We start from the raw sequence: 15,020 nt of genomic DNA, 5'->3' as shown, positions 1-15,020 counted from the left end.
CCATCGTCGCTAATCAACTGTTTATCAACTCGATGCAACGGGCGAGCGGGCGGGGCGCGGATCACTCGGAGCAGGAAAATGGCTGTTGAACTGGCGTGCAGCAACGAAGGAGCGCAGGAGACGGACGCAGTCGCGGATCTGATCGCGGCGCACCGCCGCGCCATTTCAGAGGTGGAGTGTCTCGGGAAACGTTTGATGCACGCCGAAGAGGCCGAGGCGGAGCTGATCGGTCCGCGGCTTGACGCTGCGATGAAGAACGAGACGGTGATTCGACGCCAGGCAGCGATGGCGCCGGTGGCCGATTTCGGCGAGCTGAAAATGAAGGCCGCATATTTCGAGCGGCTCATGAACGACGGTTGGTGCGACGTGGATGCGGATGACCTGCATGAGCTGCTGCGATCTTTCGTGGACTTTCAAATCTAAGAAAAGAGGGCGGACATCCAAGAGGCGAACGCGTGCCAAGCGGCATAGGCCAACGCCGGTACCGCGATGATGGCGATGAATGCGACCGCCCCGGCTATCGCACCGTCCGTGCGGCCCTCGACAGGGTAGTAGTAGCGGCTCGATTCATGTTCGCGGTTCAACGGTCCTGCTCCTTTGGCCGTTTCAGCAGAAGTCTAATGGGATGTTGAAACTTCGTCGCCCAAAGACCATCAGCTTTCATCTTCGCGTTGAGCTCAGCCACCAGATAATTGCCGCTGACGGCGTTGCCTTTCGCGTCGGTGGCGGCGAACGCATAACCGGCCGCAATGAGGGCGGTCCCAACGTCGATCGTATTGCCGTCGAGTTTCGCGCCACACACCACAAAGGTCGCTTTGTCGAGCGCCATGGCAATAGGCTGACAAGTCACGGCCGTTGTCGAAAACAAGGCGGCAAGGTGGGCGAGCGAGAGGTTGCCGCAATCGAGCTCCTTGCCATTGGCATCCAAGGCGATCGTGCCGCGCAAGCATGATTGCACGCCATAAAGCCGGTAGAGCTTGCCGCGGTCGCGCCACGTATCTCCGGTGAGCAGTTGGACGCTTTTCGACACCAGGAAGGGAGCGGCTGTCGCGCTTGCTGGCGCGTCGCCTTCGGCGCTCACGGCGTGAGCACTCGCGAGTGTGATAAGCGCGGCGAGGCTAGTTCGCTTCATCGGTCTGGAACTGTTTGCCAAGATCGGAGGCATGTTCGAGATCCGGTCGCAGCGACTTGCCGTCCTTGTTGCGGCCGATCGCAGCCATATCGAAGAAGACCATGGAATCATCGTCATAAGAGACCGAATAGGGATCGTTGGCATTGCCGGCCCCGACGAGCGCAAAGCACGAAACCGCGTCCGGAACGCCGGGCTGGCTTTTGAGGACCAGCGTCTTGCACAATACGACGGATGCGCGGGTGTTGTAGACAGCGTCGTCGTAGTCCCGCACGGCCTTCGTGCAATCCCACTCCTCAGCCTTGTAGGTGATCTTGGGCTTCGGACAGGCCGCGAGGCCCCGCAGCCTATAGGTGATGCCGTTGATGACGCGTTCGGTCGCGGACTTGATCTCCACCGGCTTGGCTAGCGCTGTTACGTCGCGCTGAAAGAGCGCCCCGCGTGCGTCGTAGCGCTCGTAGACGAAGGTCTTTTCGCCAGGTTTGGCGAACTTCTGCAGATACGCGGTCGACGGCTGCTCGAACGGATGCGGCTCGTTCGTGCCCAGATCGGCGGCGCCTAGGACGGTGCTGTGGAGCAACAATGCCGCGACGAAGAAAAACTGCTTCATCGGAAAAATTGGCCTCGATCCTGCTTCTCGTATTGACACTTTACTTTGGCACCATGTACCCATAGTAAAATGTCAAAATCGGTAGCGCAATGAAAAACCGGATCGCGCTTGCGCTTTCTCTGTGTGGCGTCATGGCGCCATTCGGCGCACATGCGGATAACACGACCTCGACGCGCATCGCAGCGGCGTTTGCTCCACCGGCCCGCCCAGCGATTTCGACCTTTTCCGATGGTGATCACGGATCGACGATTGGCGGCGGGTGTGCGCCTACGGATCGCAGGCGGGCCGCGGCCTTGGTGCGCCAGGTCGCCGAAGAAGAGGGCTTCGATCCCGATCTGAGCGAGGCGGTTGCCTGGGCAGAAAGCGACATGGGCGGCAATCAAGGTCCGTCTCGCGCGGGCGCTCTCGGCATCATGCAGCTCATGCCGGCGACAGCGTCGCGTCTTGGTGTGGCCGACAGATGCGACGCGGGAGCCAGTATCCGTGCGGGCGTCCGCTATCTGAAAGCGCTTTATGAGGAGTTCCATGATCCGCTGTTGATGTTGGCGGCCTACAATGCAGGCGAGCAGAACGTTTACAAAGCCAACGGCATCCCCGTGAACGACGAGACCACGAAATACGTGGTCAAGGTGCTCAATCGCTGGAAGCTCGGCAAGCTGATTAAGGCTCCCATTCTCAACCCTGTTGATCATCGTCCTGCAGCCGCGACCGACGCGGTCGATGGCGTCGCCTGGCAAGACGGACACGTCATGGATTTTGGCAACTGAAAAAGGAGTGAGATGACGATGGATTATAAAAAGGCGGGCAAATTCGCCGTCCAGTTTATGGCCGCTGCGGCGATCGGAACGGCGCTCGCGCCGGCGAGCGCATACGCGCAGTCAGCCGCCCCGGTCGAGGGCGTACTGGAATGGTTCGTCGGTGTGCTGCAGGGCAGCATTGCTCGATCTTTCGGGATCATAGCAGTTTGCTTTCTCGGCTTCCTGGCCATGACCGGCCGCCTGGTGTGGATGATGGCGCTTTCGATCATCATCGGCATTGCTCTGGTCTTTGGCGCTGCAGCTCTGGTCGATTCCATCCGCTCCACCGCTGGAGGCGCGTGAGCCGATGGAGGACGAAGAGGTCTATGTCGAGCCGGTCAGCCTGCCCCTGACGCGCCCGCCGATGAAATGGGGTGTGCGCTACGAGGTGTTCGCGCTTAACGGCATGGCTGCCGTCATCGGATTCATCGCGACCAGCAGCTTCACGCTCGGCCTCGGCCTATTCAGCGCGACCCATCTGATCAGCGCCTATCTGTGCCAGCGCGACCCATACATCTTCCACATAGTCGAACGACGACTGTCGAAGCGGGGCGCGGTCGCAAACTCAGGCTTTTGGGGCGCGAGGAGCTATTCACCGTGACCGTGAATGCCGACCTGAAATTCGCGAAAGCGCGCAAACGGGAAAAACCGGTCGAGGCCCATGTCCCCTATTTGCGTCACGTCGACGACAATTTGGTGGTCACCAAAAGCGGCTTTCTGCTCGGCGTCATTCAGCTCAGCGGCCTGCCCTTCCAGACAATGGATCAGGCAGAGCTCAACAACCGCATGTTCAATCGCAACACGACATTCCGCAACCTCTCCACGTCCCGTTTTGCCGCCTATGCGACCATCATTCGGCGTCATGTGACGCCAGAGATCGAAGGGGATTTCGAAAACCCTTTCGTGGCGGAGCTCGATGCCCGCTACATGGACGAGTTGGGCTCGAAGAACCTGTTCGTAAACGAGGCTTTCCTGACGCTCATCCGCCGTCCGATGGTCGGGCGCGTCGGCTGGGTCGACAAGGCGCTCAACGCGTTCCGCATCAGCACGGCCGGCGAAGAGACTCGTGAAGGGGCCATGGCCGAATTGCACGATGTCCTCAATGGCGTCACCAAGGACTTTTCCGCCTATGGCGCGCGGCTCCTGGGCGTGGTGACGCGACGCGACAGCCTGTTTTCCGAACCTGCCGAATTCATCGCCAAGATCCTTGCCGGCGGCGCGGATGTAGAAATGCCGCTGCCGCGCATGAGCTTGGCGAGCGCCTGTGCGACCCGGCAAATCTTCTTCGGCAAATCCGCTCTGGAGATCAGAGGGGCGCAGACAAGCAAGATCGGCGCCATGGTGTCGATCAAGGAATACCCGCCCTTCACGGCACCCGGGTCGCTTGATGGTCTGTTGAGGCTGCCGCATGAATTCATCCTCACGCAGTCGTTCGCGATTGAAGATCGCGTGACGGCCATGCGCCGCATCAACACCATCTCGAACCAGGTCAGCGGTTCGGATGAGGCCGGAACCACGGTCGAGGATTCCGTGCACGCCGGCGCTGACAAGCTCGCCGGCGGCGAGGTGGTTTTCGGGCAGCACCACATGACCGTGATGGCGCTCGCTGCCGACGTACCAGGGCTCAACCGCTCCTTGTCCGACATCACCGCCGAACTGTCGCGCATGTCGATCGTCCCGGTGCGGGAAACGCTCAACACCGAACTTGCGTTTTGGGCACAGCTGCCCGGCAATTTCAGCTACATTGCGCGCCGCGCCCTGATCTCGTCGCTGAACTTCGCCGGGTTGTTCTCGGGCCACAATTTTCCCTCAGGCCAGCGTGAGGGACTGCACTGGAAGCGTCCGATCGCGCTCCTCGAGACGACCAGCCAGACCGCCTATTATTTCAACTTTCACGTCCACGACGTCGGCCATTTCACGGTTTTCGGTCCGACCGGTTCGGGCAAGACCGTCGTGCTGTCATTCCTGATGGCGCAGGCAATGCGGATTTCCCCGCGACCGCGATGCGTCTACTTCGACTACATGCGCGGCGCCGAGCTCTTCATCCGCGCGCTCGGCGGCCGCTACGAAGTCATGGAGCCGATGCAGGCCACCGGCTTTGCCCCCCTCCAGCTGGAAGACACCGCAGAAAACCGCACGTTTCTCGAAGGGCTGCTGCGCTACATCCTGACCCCAGACGACGGTTCGCTCGACGTGGCGGAAATGCGCGTGATCAACACGGCCGTCGACAAGGTCTACAAGATTCCGCGCCAACAACGCACGTTCGAGCTGCTGCCGGAGGTGCTGCGCGGCTCGCTGACGCCCGGGATGAACGATCTCGCGGCGCGCATTGAACCGTGGCTCGATCCTGGCGACAAGGGCTGGCTTTTCAATAACCCCGTCGATCTCGTCGATTTTTCGAAGCCGGTGGTCGGGTTCGACATGACCAAGATCCTGGCCGATAAAAAATTGCGCTCGGCCGCCCTGCTTTACATCTTCCATCGGCTGGAAGAGATCATCGACGGCACGCCGCTTCTCATGTTCCTGGATGAAGGCTGGAAGCTGCTCGATGACGAGGTGTTTGCCGCCTTCATCAACGAGACGCTGAAAACAATCCGCCGGCGCAATGGTGTCGTCGGCTTTGGCACCCAGACGGCCGAGGATGTGGTGAACTCGTCGGTCTCGTCCTCGCTAATCGAGCAGACGAAAACCAACATCTTTTTCCCCAATCCGAAGGCGAGCAAGAATTCCTACATGGCGCGCTTTTCGCTGACGGCGAAAGAGTTCGAGTTCGTGCGCCGCACCGCCAAGGAAACGCGCACGTTCCTGGTCAAGCACGACAGCGATTCCATCGTGGCCAAGCTCGACCTGTCGGGCATGCCCGACCTCATCAAGGTGCTGTCGACCAACGAAGCCAGCATCAAGGAATGCGAACGGCTGCGCGAGATTTACGGGCAAGAGCCGGAAGCGTGGCTGCCATACCTTTGCGGATGGGAGAACGAGCATGAAGAAGCGGCTTAGCAGCGTGATCGCCGCTGCCGCGATGATGCCTGGGCAGATGGCGGTTACCCCGGCGCTGGCCCAGATCGCCGTTATCGACGGTTCCAACCTGGACAAGCGCGCGCAGGACGAAGAGCACAGCACGAAATCGCAAGAAACCAAATCCGACGAAAAGGAGAAGAAAAAGAGCCTCGTTTGCACCTATACGAACAAGTACAGGTCGCAAATGTTCAACCGCTCCCCTGGCGAGGCGCTGAGCCGCGACGCCGAAAACGCAAAGCTCATCCGCTACTATGCGCAAAAATATGGCGTTCCGGAGGGCCTGGCGCTATCGGTCGCCTACCAGGAATCCCGCTTCGACAGCTGCGCCGGCTCACACACCGGCGTCAAGGGCGTCATGCAACTGACAAAGGGAACGGGCAGGCAGCTCGGGTTCGATCGCGACATCAACGAGCAAAACGTCGAGGGTGGGGTCAAGTATCTCGGCAAAGGCGTCGCGCAGTGTGGCGCCAGCAACTACAGCTGCCTGGCGAGCTTCTATAACGGCTCGAATGCCGCCGAACAGGCTGAGTGGGCTTCAGGCGTCGGCCGATGGCACGGCTACTTCGACAGTTACGTCTCCAGCGGAGAGGCGCCGGCGGCGTCCCCGCCGGCGATCAGCATCGTGACATCGAGCGGACCTGGCGGCGTTGCCCAAAGCGGCGCCCTCGATTCCCTCTCCAAGGCCGCGGCGGGCCTCAACACCAGCTCCGCACAGATGACGGCCAATTCCTCGCAGATCGACGCGCTTAGCGGTGGCGTCGGACAGGTTGAAGAATACAAGGACGCCTGGGAGCTGAACTCGTCCGCTCGAAGTCTCAATGCCGGCGTGACCGGCCGATACATCAGTCAGGCCTCTGACTTCACTGCCCTCCTCGGTCAGTTTCTTTCGTTGAACAACGTCGGAGCCTCGCAGACCGCGCGCATCATTGCCCCGCCTCAAGGAGGATCCCCAAATCCATTTTCATGCGACCCGGCCGAGCTTCAACGCCTACGGATCGATCAAAACCAATGGCTACCTTGTGCCAGCCAGAACTCGCACACCGCTTCCGGGAACGCACAGTCGGTGCAGATCAACGCCGATCCAACCGGCGCGGCGCGCGCGATCGAAGCAATCCAGGAATAGGAGGCTAACGTGAGAAAAATCGCTTTCGCGGCATGTGTAACACTTCTGTCCAGCGTCGCTCATGCGCAAATCGCCGTCATCGACAATGCGAATTTGGACATTGCCCGCCAGAATGCGGACAACACCAATTCGATCATGGGCTCCAACAAGGACATCCTCGAGAAGAGCAATCAGATCCTGCAAGCCCTGACGGGCAGCCGCAACGGCTCTCTCGGCATCGGCCAAATGGGCCTGGGCGGCAACATGTCGATTGCGCAGGCGCCGAGCTTTGGATCGATCCTCAATGGCGGCGCCCTCTCCTTCGGCGGGCTGTCGCCGCAAATCCAGAAGATCGCCGGAGCGGTGATCAACGGCCTGCAGCTGGTCAAACAGCTCCAGCAAATCACCGGCGATGGCAGCAGTGCCGTCAACACTGCCTATAGCGGCAGCGTCAACGTCGCGTCGCTGTTGAGCGCCCTCACCTCGCAGGCCTCCCAAGGGGTCGCGCAACGCGAACAGTCGTTGCAGTCGGCCAGCGGCCAGATCGGACAGGCCGAGGACGTCAAAGGCTCGGTCGATCAAAACACGCGCATGCAGCTTGAGAACGCGCGTGCGGTCAACGAGCTCATCGGCGTGCAGAATGGTGCCGTCGCCGCGCTCAACGAGGAAATGAAGACGCGGCTTTTGCGGCAAAGCCAGGTGCAAAAGCTGATGACGCCGACGCAAATCAATCCGTTCCAGAATTTTGGCACAAGCGGGAACTGATCGTTGACCGTGTGTGCGAAACTGATACCGCCTTGGTGGCGGCGGGCCGGTGTGGTCGCCGTCGCGGTCGCGATTGTCATGGTGAGTGGTTGCGCCCGGCCAGCTCGCGAGCTCAAGGCGCCCTGCGCGCCGCTGGCTTATGTGGGCGATGCGAGCTGCGGGCCCTTGAAGCCGGTCAACGCCCCGCCCTTCGATCGTGTTGTCGAGGCTGAATGAACGGCCTGGCGACAAGCATTCTGGGAGGCATCGACGACGTCGGAAAGGGCTTTGTTTCCAGCGTCTACATGCAGCTTGGCTATGCGCTAGGGGATGTATACGCGCTCATGCTTACCGTCTACATCATCTGGTGGGGTTACTCGATCCTCAGCGGCCGCGAGACGATCTCCCCGATCGAGTCGGCATATCGCCTCGGACGCGCGGTGGTCATTTATCTGTTGCTGAATGGCTGGGGCACGTTCTCCGAGACGATCTACAAGCTGGTGCAGGCCGTGCCGAGCGAAATCGGCAAGATCATCGTCGGGGCCGTCTCGCGCGCCACCGGCAACCAGCTCTCGGATCAGGATGCGATCCCGGCCCTGATCGATAACCTCTACCGCGGTGCCCAGGACGTTGCCAATCAGGTCTACAGCGGCACCTTTTACGACATATTCGGCGCGCTGCTTTCCACCATCGTGCTTCTGGCCGCCATCATCTTTTCGGCGCTGGCGATCGCCGCAATCATCGCGGCCAAGATCATGCTGTTCATCACTTTGGCGCTGGCGCCGGTCTGGATCGTGCTTTGGCTCTACCGGTGGTCAACGCGAATGAGCGAGGGCTTCATTTCGCTGACCACCTATCTGATCATCCAGCAAATCCTCATATACGGCTTCCTGGGCTTTTATTTTTCGCTGGTCAATCTTGCCTTGAACACTGCCACGTCGGGAGGCGCCAGCGTCGACAACAAGATGTCGATGGTCCTGCCGCTCGTCCTGGTCACGATCATCGGCATCTATGTGCTCATGCAAATCCCGGCGATCGCCTCGATCCTGAACGGCGGCGGGTATCTGAGCACAGTTGGCGCATACCGCTCCTTTGGCAACGTGCCGGGCAATGTTGCCCGCTATTCCGGAGCGCGGTTCGTCGCGAACCGGTGGCAGCGGCTGAAAACATCCCGCACCAGCGAGGCGGCTCGATCATCCATTCAGCAAGCGGCGCGCGATAACGCGAGGCCATTGGCATAGACCGCTAGCATTCCCTTAGAAGCGCGGCTTCAGGCTGCAGTGGGAGTTTGGCAATGAGGCTAAAGTAAAGTGACAGAAACACAGGCAAGCATCCCCGCCGAGACCGGCAAACTCGTTGACGAGCGCTACTACCAGGCCGGTGCCACATGGGAGGACGACACACACCGGTCTCTGAGACGTTCGCGCACGCTGGCCTGGCTTATCAGTGCCGTCGCGAGTGTCGTTGCGAGCCTGTCGTTGCTGACGCTCGTGCTCATCCTTCCGCTCAAGCAATTCGAGCCCTATGTGATCGAGGTCGACAAGACGACCGGATATCTCGAAGTTGCGCGCGCGCTGAAACCCGGCGATCTGTCGCAGAACGAAGCGGTCACGGCCGCCAATATCGTCCGCTATATCCGCGCCCGCGAAACCTATGACGCGCGCGAGATCAAGCAGAACTACGATCTGGCGCAGCTTTATTCGACTGGAACGGCGGCCAGGGATTTGACTTGGGCTTACACGCCGTCCAATGCGCAATCGCTCGACAAGGTTTACGGGCGCAACGTCACCATTTCCGTCGACGTCAAGTCGGTTTCACTGCTCAACACCACGACCGCTTCGGTGCGGTTTTCGACCACGACGCGTCGCGAGAATTCTTCCACGACCGACAATTGGGTGGCCGTGGTCAAGTTCCGTTACACGACGACGCCGATCAAGAACGAATGGCGCTTCGACAATCCGCTTGGCTTCCAGGTGATCGAATACCGTCGCGATCAGGAGTCGGCGCCAACGGCCGGGAGCGCGCAATGAAGACCCACATTGGCGCCGCCCTGTCGCTGCTGATTTTGCTCGGCTCGACCAGCTACGCTGCCGCGCGGGACTATCGTATCCGCTACGTGCCTTTCGACAACGACAATGTGACGACGGTCAATGCCGCGCTCGGCGTCTCCACGATGATCGAGCTCAGCCCGTCCGAAGTGATCGAGACCGTTTCGGCCGGCGACACGAAAGGCTGGTCGATCGTGCCCAAACGCGGCTCGCGCTTTCTCTTCATCAAGCCGCTCGAACGGGACGCCTGGACGAACGTCAACGTCATCACCGACCGACGCGTCTATTCGTTGCTGCTCAAAGCCACGGACAGCGATCGCGACCGTGCGTCCTTCCAGGTCCGGTTCAGATACGCGGATGAGGATCAAGACGCGCGCCTGCTTTCCGAGGCCCAGAAAAGTGCTGCCGATCCCGAACTCAAGAACCTCAACTATGCCGATCTCAACTACAATTACGTCTATGTCGGCGACGATGGCCTGAAACCGCGCGTTGCGTTCGACGACGGCACCAAGATGTTCCTCGAGTTCACCGGCGACATTCCGGCCATCTTCGTCGTCGACGAAAAAGGTCAGGAATCGCTGGTCAATCAGCGGACCCAGGGAAAATACACGATCGTCGACAAGATCGGCCGGCAATTCACGCTGAGGGCCGACGGCAAAACGCTCTGCCTCTACAATCGAGCGCGGCCGTCGAAGTCGGACCCTGTCTCCGACGTCTACGGGCCGAGGAAGCTGGTGCGCGGGGCCGGCCCCTTGTCCTCCCCGAGCGCGACGGGACGATAGATGAGCAACATCGACTATAACGAGCTTGATGGCGGCCCGAGCGTCGCCAGACGCTATGCCGGAATAGGCACAAAAGTCGCCATGGTCGCCGCAGGGCTGATTGTGGCGATCGCGCTGATCTGGATCAACTGGCCCCGCGAGCCGCGCTCTCGCGATGCGGCCTCGGACACTAATGACAATTTCAACCCGCCTGAATTTCGCCCGCCGGCGCTGGCCGAGACGCCACAAGAGGCCGACAAAACTATCGACCAGATCGTTGTTCCGCCGCCCGCGGAAGGCGAAGCCAACAAGCAGCAGGCCGACAACGTCGATCAGACGGTTGAGCAGGGCGCCGATCTCGATGCGCAGCGGCGCGCCATCGAAGCCCAATTGGCAGTCGAGCAGGCGCGCCGCAAAGCCGAAGAAGAAGAGGCCCGCCGCAAGCAAGCAGCCGACGAGGAGGCCCGCCTGAAGGCCGAGGAGGCTGAGCGGCAAAAGGCGATGTGGGAGCGCCTGCGGTCGAACCAGATGATTACGAGTGAGCAAGCAAACTCGGCCGCCGGGCACGACCAGCCGGCCCAGGCGCAAATCGCCGCTGACGGTCAGCTTGTTCCGGTTCCGGGCGCCGACAACGATGCGAACAAGGCTTTCCTCGCGCAATCGGAAACACATTCGAACGCGATGGCGAAGGCGCGGGTTTTCCGCCGCACCGATGCATTGATCCCTGAAGGCACGATGATCGGCGGATTTCTGGAAACCGCCGTCAACACCGATCTGCCCGGCATGGTTCGCGCGGTGGCGCGCGAAGACGTCTATTCGCTCGACGGCCGTCGCATTCTGATCCCGAAGGGGTCTCGGCTGACCGGCGAATATCGTTCGGGGATTGCGCGCGGGCAAAAGCGTGTGTTCATCGTTTGGAACCGCGTCATCCGTTCCGACGGCGTCTCGGTCGACATCGCCTCACCTGGCGCCGACCGTCTCGGACGGGGCGGTCTCGGCGGCCGCGTCGATACGCATTGGCTTGAACGCTACGGCAATGCGATCATGCTTTCCGTCGTTGGCGGCGTTTCGGAGTACCTGTCCTCCCTCGCCGACAATGGCAGCGACAGCCAGCAACGGCAGGTGACGACCCTTGACCCGGTCACGGGGCAGACGGTCACGACCACCTATGGCGGCTCCGGTTCGCAACGCGACGCCCGCAGCATCGCCTTCGACAAATCATCGACGGCGCTGCAGCAGCTGGCACAAGAAGCGTTCCGCGACACACAAAACATCCCGCCGACGATTTATGTCGACCAGGGGACGCCGATCGTCGTCTTCGTGCGCCGGGATCTGGATTTTTCCGAGCTCTATGCGGATCCGGTAGAAGAGGAGCTGGCTCGACTGAAGCGCGGCGGCAAGCCGGCAAAGGCGGTCGATCCGACGCCGCTCTTCATGGCGCCGACGTCGGGGGCTGATCCCTATTATCCAGGCTACGGGACTCCGGTGAGATGAATGTGCAGCCTGTGCCGAACCCTTGGGCGCGCGCACCGGTGCTGCGCGCCGAACTGGAACCGATCTGGCCCTACATGGAGGAAGAAGCGGTTTCTGAAATCGCCATCAACCGACCCGGCGAAGTTTTCATCGAGCGCCTGGGTACAAAGGAGATGGAGCACGTCGTCAAACGCGAGCTCACCAGAAACTGGATCCGCTCGGTCTCGGTTGGCGTCGCTTCGGCCACCAACCAGGTCGTCAACGAGGTCACGCCGGTACTGTCGGCAGCTCTCCCCTCAGGCGAGCGCTTTCAATGCGTGCTGCCGCCGGCGGCCCCCGATGGCGGCGCGATCTCCATCCGCAAGCAGGTCATCATGGACATGACCCTTGGCGACTACGCCAAGATGGGCGCCTTCGAACAGACCGAGATGGGCAGCGGCCTGGCGCTCTCGGCCGAAGAAAAGCAGCTCGCCGAGATGCTCAACGACACCTCGCCGTTGAAATTTCTGCAATACGCGGTTCGCAATCGGATTTCCCTCATTGTCTCCGGCGGCACGTCGACCGGCAAAACAACCTTCCTCAATGCGTTGTTGAAGATCATTCCCTCTCATGAGCGCATCATAACCATCGAGGATACGCGCGAACTCAAGCCGGCGACAGCCAACACCGTGACGCTGCTTGCCTCGAAAGGCGACCAGGGCCTTGCCAGGGTTACGCCGCAACAGCTGCTCGAGGCGTCATTGCGCATGCGGCCGGACCGGCTGCTGCTCGGCGAGCTGCGCGGTGCCGAGACATTTTCCTTCCTGCAAGCCATCAACACCGGCCATCCTGGTTCGTTGACAACCGTTCACGCCAATTCGGCCCGCTCCGCCTATGAGCGCCTGGCCCTCATGGTCATGCAAAGCAATGTCGGGCTCTCTCGCAGCGAGATCCTTGACTACCTCCGCGAGGTGATCCCGGTCGTCGTGCAAATGGTGCGCGGCGACGGCGGACGCCGCTCGATCAGCGAAATCAAATTCACGAAGGCTGAGACGATCTAACGAGGACGCACAATGGAAAAGATCGCTGGCAGGATTTTCCTGGCGTTGATGGCCATGGTGCTGGGCACGTTGCTGTTTGTGGTCGCATACGCGGCGACCGACTGGTACAGGACCGGATCGCATTTTCTCTTCGACAGCCTGAATGCGGACCCGCGGCCGGTCTTCGGCTACGCCTGGACGGACCTGAAAGCTGGAAGCTTCGCAAAGCTGCAATACGCCGGCGCCGCGGCCCTATTCGGCTTCGTCCTGCCGCTCGCGATCGCATTCTTGATGCGGCCGCCCAAGCGCAACGACGCGAAATTCATGTCGATGGCCGACGTTCGCCGGGCTGGCCTGCTGAAGCCGAGGGGCATCTTCATCGGACGCGCCGGCGGCAGACTGGTCAACGTCTTTGCCCCGCACCGCGATCGGCGCACCGGCAAATTGCGCCTGACGCGCCCCAGAGTTCGCGGCGGCAAGAAACTTTGGATCGACGGCGATGACGTCGGCGGCTTCGTCATTGGACCGCCCAGATCGGGCAAAGGCGCGGCGCTGATCATCCCCAACGCGCTAATGTGGCCACATTCGCTGGTCGTGCTCGATCTGCGCGGGGAGACCTATGAAGCGACAGCCGGCCATCGGGCCACCTTCAGCGAGGTCGTCCGCTTCGCGCCGGCCGACCGCGACGGCAACACCGCCTTCTATAATCCGATGGATTTTATTTCGCTTGATTCAGCGCAGCGGGACATCGACCTGCGCAACATGGCGGCCGCGCTCTTTCCGCGGCCGCCTGCCAACGCCGATCCTTATTGGGTCAATGATGCGCGCCTCCTCTTCACCGGCATTGCCTCTTACGTCATGGAGTCCCCGCGGATCGCCGACGAAAATCGAAGCTTCGCCACCATCCTCAAGATCATGAACGGCGCCGACGAGCCGATCCTGGAGTTCCTGGCGAGCTTGCGCGACACCCGCCGGCATGAAGTGTCCGATTTTACGCTGCAGACGCTTCTCCCCTACGCGGATATGGCGGAGAAGCAGTTTTCCGGTCTCTATGCCGGCGTGCGCACCGGCATGGCGCCCTTCCTGAACGAGCGGCTTATGCGGGCGACCTCCCGGAGCTCCTTCGACATCCGCAATCTCAAGACCGAGCGGGTCTCGCTCTATCTCGATTTCCGGCGCGAGCAGATGGCTTCGCTGGGCCCGCTTTTCAATGTGCTCATCACGCAGATGATGAACTTCATGTCCGAATCCATACCACGCCCCGGCGAGCACCAGGTGCTTGTCCTGCTCGATGAATTTCAGAACCTCGGCAAGCTTGAGAAGGTGACGGACATGGCCACCGTCCTTGGCGGCCATGGCGTGCCGATGTGGTTTTTCGTGCAGTCGCTCAAATCGGTCGACGAAATCTACCGCAAAGAAAGCCGCGAAACGCTTATCAACGCTGCGCGGGTCCAGATCTTCTTCGGCGCCCAGGAGACCGACGATCTGCGCTACGTTTGCGAGCAGATTGGCGAAACGTCCGAACCCCAGAAGGACGTCACCAGGACCCAAGCGAGCCTTTTCGACACCTATTACACGCGCTCTGTTCACAGCAAGCAAGTTCGCCGGCCGCTGATGCGTCCGGACGAAATTCGCACCATGGACAAGAGCAAGGTCGTCATTCTGCCGCGCGGCGACAACGCAATCCTTGCAACCCGGAATTTCTATTTCGCTGATCGTGATCTCTCCAAGCGGGCTTTCATGCCCCTACCGGAAAGGGCGAACGCAAAGCACGCCAAACCTATCGCTGCCGCCGCTGCCCTCCCCTCTCCGTCCGCCCAGTCGATCGTGCCGACTGGGCCACGCTACCGCTCCGGCATCACACGGTCGCGGCTGCAGCGCGGTGCGACGTTTGCTGCAAAGGTTGGGCGTGCCGAGCCCCCAGTCGCTCGCCGTCGCCTGCCCGCCGCGCAAAAGAATGAGCTTGAGGCGAGCCTCATCCCGCCGGCAGCGGCGGCGCCCGCAGCGGCCAATGCCGTCGATTTTTCGGCTTTGGCGGCCCGGGCGGCGGCAACCAGGATCTCGCCGCAAAAAGAGGCCGTGATTGCGGCCATTCTCGCCGAGGCTAAATCTTTCCGTTCGCAGTCGACTGACTCCGAGACATTCGACCGCAATTTAAGCGTCGTCGCGGAAGCATTGCCGGATGTCGTGGACGAGTGATCCCGTCCGACAACCGCCGGTCGGAGGTCGTTGTTGGTGGGGTCCAACAAGCTCCGTTTCAGCTGAGAAGAGTTCACTGTAGGCGGCAAAGACCCGGCCATTGGGTTTGGCGGCTCG

At 61.1% G+C, this 15,020-nt stretch carries 16 protein-coding genes; 13 read left to right on the top strand and 3 right to left on the bottom strand.

The genetic code is table 11. The features are described 5' to 3' along the window. Positions 1-78: 78 nt before the first annotated feature. On the top strand, positions 79-423 hold the full coding sequence (locus EN786_RS31030) for a hypothetical protein (RefSeq protein WP_135909343.1): 345 nt from the start codon (positions 79-81) through the stop codon (positions 421-423). Here the strand turns inward: EN786_RS31030 and EN786_RS37920 are convergent. From EN786_RS37920 to EN786_RS31020, 3 genes are read right to left on the bottom strand one after another with little or no spacing between them, the layout of a single operon-like run. Then, the gene (locus tag EN786_RS37920; protein WP_189524324.1) at positions 420-584 is read right to left on the bottom strand and encodes a hypothetical protein; all 165 of its coding nucleotides are present in this window, start codon (positions 582-584) and stop codon (positions 420-422) included. The genes EN786_RS31030 and EN786_RS37920 overlap by 4 nt on opposite strands. Further along, positions 581-1,081, bottom strand: coding sequence for a thermonuclease family protein (locus EN786_RS31025; protein ID WP_135909341.1), 501 nt, complete (start codon positions 1,079-1,081; stop codon positions 581-583). The genes EN786_RS37920 and EN786_RS31025 overlap by 4 nt, the downstream gene beginning before the upstream one ends. A 37-nt stretch (positions 1,082-1,118) precedes the next feature. Beyond that, positions 1,119-1,739: a hypothetical protein gene (locus EN786_RS31020; RefSeq protein WP_135909339.1), complete on the bottom strand. Its 621-nt coding sequence runs from the start codon at positions 1,737-1,739 to the stop codon at positions 1,119-1,121. Between the two features lie 89 nt (positions 1,740-1,828). Here EN786_RS31020 and EN786_RS31015 point away from each other — a divergent pair, with 89 nt between their 5' ends. From EN786_RS31015 to EN786_RS30960, 12 genes are all read left to right on the top strand, one after another. Beyond that, positions 1,829-2,506: a transglycosylase SLT domain-containing protein gene (locus EN786_RS31015; protein WP_135909337.1), complete on the top strand. Its 678-nt coding sequence runs from the start codon at positions 1,829-1,831 to the stop codon at positions 2,504-2,506. An 18-nt stretch (positions 2,507-2,524) separates the two neighbouring features. Continuing rightward, positions 2,525-2,839 (top strand): TrbC/VirB2 family protein, encoded by a 315-nt coding sequence (locus EN786_RS31010; protein WP_189524323.1) that lies wholly within the window; start codon positions 2,525-2,527, stop codon positions 2,837-2,839. A 4-nt stretch (positions 2,840-2,843) separates the two neighbouring features. Further along, a complete protein-coding gene (locus EN786_RS31005) occupies positions 2,844-3,137 on the top strand; it encodes a VirB3 family type IV secretion system protein (protein WP_066991233.1) in 294 nt (97 codons plus the stop codon). Then, a complete protein-coding gene (locus tag EN786_RS31000) occupies positions 3,134-5,536 on the top strand; it encodes a VirB4 family type IV secretion system protein (protein ID WP_135909333.1) in 2,403 nt (800 codons plus the stop codon). The genes EN786_RS31005 and EN786_RS31000 overlap by 4 nt, the downstream gene beginning before the upstream one ends. Further along, entirely contained in the window at positions 5,520-6,680 is a 1,161-nt protein-coding gene (locus EN786_RS30995) for a lytic transglycosylase domain-containing protein (RefSeq protein WP_135909331.1), read from the top strand. Before EN786_RS31000 ends, EN786_RS30995 begins: the two co-directional genes overlap by 17 nt. Before the next feature lie 9 nt (positions 6,681-6,689). Continuing rightward, positions 6,690-7,424 carry a type IV secretion system protein gene (locus EN786_RS30990; RefSeq protein ID WP_135909329.1) on the top strand — a complete coding sequence of 245 codons (735 nt, stop codon included), beginning with the start codon at positions 6,690-6,692 and terminating at the stop codon, positions 7,422-7,424. Positions 7,425-7,636: 212 nt separating this feature from the next. Next, positions 7,637-8,644 carry a type IV secretion system protein gene (locus tag EN786_RS30985; RefSeq protein ID WP_135909327.1) on the top strand — a complete coding sequence of 336 codons (1,008 nt, stop codon included), beginning with the start codon at positions 7,637-7,639 and terminating at the stop codon, positions 8,642-8,644. Between the two features lie 69 nt (positions 8,645-8,713). After that, a complete protein-coding gene (locus EN786_RS30980; RefSeq protein WP_135909325.1) occupies positions 8,714-9,433 on the top strand; it encodes a type IV secretion system protein in 720 nt (239 codons plus the stop codon). Then, a complete protein-coding gene (locus EN786_RS30975; protein ID WP_189524321.1) occupies positions 9,430-10,233 on the top strand; it encodes a TrbG/VirB9 family P-type conjugative transfer protein in 804 nt (267 codons plus the stop codon). Before EN786_RS30980 ends, EN786_RS30975 begins: the two co-directional genes overlap by 4 nt. An 81-nt stretch (positions 10,234-10,314) precedes the next feature. Then, on the top strand, positions 10,315-11,706 hold the full coding sequence (gene virB10, locus EN786_RS30970; RefSeq protein ID WP_189524320.1) for a type IV secretion system protein VirB10: 1,392 nt from the start codon (positions 10,315-10,317) through the stop codon (positions 11,704-11,706). After that, positions 11,703-12,725 (top strand): P-type DNA transfer ATPase VirB11, encoded by a 1,023-nt coding sequence (gene virB11 / locus EN786_RS30965; RefSeq protein WP_135909319.1) that lies wholly within the window; start codon positions 11,703-11,705, stop codon positions 12,723-12,725. Before virB10 ends, virB11 begins: the two co-directional genes overlap by 4 nt. Before the next feature lie 12 nt (positions 12,726-12,737). After that, on the top strand, positions 12,738-14,903 hold the full coding sequence (locus EN786_RS30960) for a type IV secretory system conjugative DNA transfer family protein (protein ID WP_135909317.1): 2,166 nt from the start codon (positions 12,738-12,740) through the stop codon (positions 14,901-14,903). The last annotated feature ends 117 nt before the right edge of the window (positions 14,904-15,020 follow it).

Origin of the sequence: Mesorhizobium sp. M4B.F.Ca.ET.143.01.1.1 (genome assembly GCF_004792275.1) — a bacterium.
Classification (GTDB): domain Bacteria; phylum Pseudomonadota; class Alphaproteobacteria; order Rhizobiales; family Rhizobiaceae; genus Mesorhizobium; species Mesorhizobium abyssinicae.
This window is presented reverse-complemented; position numbering and strand designations above follow the sequence as displayed.